The sequence below is a fragment of the Ferruginivarius sediminum genome, from assembly GCF_003344765.1.
Lineage (GTDB): Bacteria > Pseudomonadota > Alphaproteobacteria > Kiloniellales > Rhodovibrionaceae > Ferruginivarius > Ferruginivarius sediminum.
Map to the genome: position 1 here is coordinate 1 of NZ_QPMH01000059.1, position 1108 is coordinate 1108.

Consider the following 1108-nt stretch of genomic DNA (forward strand, 5'->3'; position numbering starts at 1 on the left):
CCGCCGAGCGGCTGCACGGCGACGACACCACCGTCCCCGTGCTGGCCAGGGGCAAGACGGTGACCGGCCGGGCCTGGGTCTACGTGCGCGACGACGCGCCGTTCGGCGGCGACCGGCCGGCCGCGCTGTTCAAGTATTCCCGGGACCGCCGGGGCGAGCATCCGATCGAGCATCTCGACGGGTTCGCCGGCATCCTGCAGGCGGACGCCTACAGCGGCTACAACCAGCTCTACGAGGCCGAGCACCCAACAGGCGCGATCCGGCCGGCGTTCTGCTGGGCACACGCCCGGCGCAAGTTCTACGAACTGGCCGACATCGCGAAGAGCGCCCGGCGCGGCAAGCGCGCGCCGCCGCTCTCCCCGCTGGCACTCGAGGCCGTCAAGCGCATCGACGCGGTGTTCGACCTCGAACGGGACATCAACGGGCGGCCGCCGGACGAGCGCCACCGCGTGCGCCGGGAGACAGTTCGACCGCTTGTCGACGACCTGCAAGCCTGGATGCGCGCGCACCGGGCGGAACTGTCGCGCCACGCCCCTCTCGCCAAGGCGATGGACTACATGCTCAAGCGCTGGGCCGGGTTCATCGCGTTTCTCGACGACGGCAGGATCTGCCTGACGAACAACGCCGCCGAGCGCGCGTTGCGCGGTTTGGCCCTGGGGCGCCGCTCATGGCTGTTCGCGGGCTCCGACCGCGGCGGCCATCGAGCCGCCGTCATCTACACGCTGATCGTCACGGCGAAGATGAACGGCATCGACCCGCAAGCCTGGCTCGCCGACGTCCTCGCCCGCATCGCCGACCTGCCGCAGCGCCAGCTCCCCGAGCTCCTGCCATGGAACTGGTCGCCGGCCGCAGAGCAAAGTCAAGCCGCCTGAGCAGCGGCGCTCACCGGATGCTTACAGTCCAGGGCAGTCTGCGTCAATCTATTCGGCTTTCGTGATGGGCGTTGCGGGCGAGCATGTCGGCGAGCCAGGCTTGCGGGTCGATGCCGTTCATCTTCGCCGCGACCAGTTCCAGGATCTCGGCGCTGTCTTCGCCCACCAAGCGCAGCGGGCCGCCGCAGTCGGGACAGCTGTCGCCCGGATCGAGAACGACGCGCTCGCGCGGCGTG

Annotated in this window: 2 protein-coding genes and 1 pseudogene; 1 reads left to right on the forward strand and 2 read right to left on the reverse strand. The window is 70.3% G+C overall.

Annotated features, from left to right (window positions below):
* On the forward strand, positions 1-872 hold an 872-nt coding region (tnpC, locus tag DRB17_RS19795; RefSeq protein ID WP_114583950.1), incomplete at its 5' end, for an IS66 family transposase.
* A 43-nt stretch (positions 873-915) separates the two neighbouring features.
* On the opposite strand, the gene DRB17_RS21050 is transcribed toward tnpC, so the two are convergent.
* The gene (locus DRB17_RS21050; protein ID WP_421779260.1) at positions 916-993 is read right to left on the reverse strand and encodes a transposase domain-containing protein; all 78 of its coding nucleotides are present in this window, start codon (positions 991-993) and stop codon (positions 916-918) included.
* Positions 991-1108 (reverse strand): annotated as a pseudogene (locus tag DRB17_RS19800) (IS66 family transposase zinc-finger binding domain-containing protein); the annotation flags it as partial. The pseudogene DRB17_RS19800 and the gene DRB17_RS21050, both read right to left, overlap by 3 nt.

Bases quoted from the DNA above. Each gene is read 5' to 3' on its own strand.
- DRB17_RS21050 (WP_421779260.1), bottom strand. From the start codon at position 993: ATGAACGGCATCGACCCGCAAGCCTGGCTCGCCGACATGCTCGCCCGC.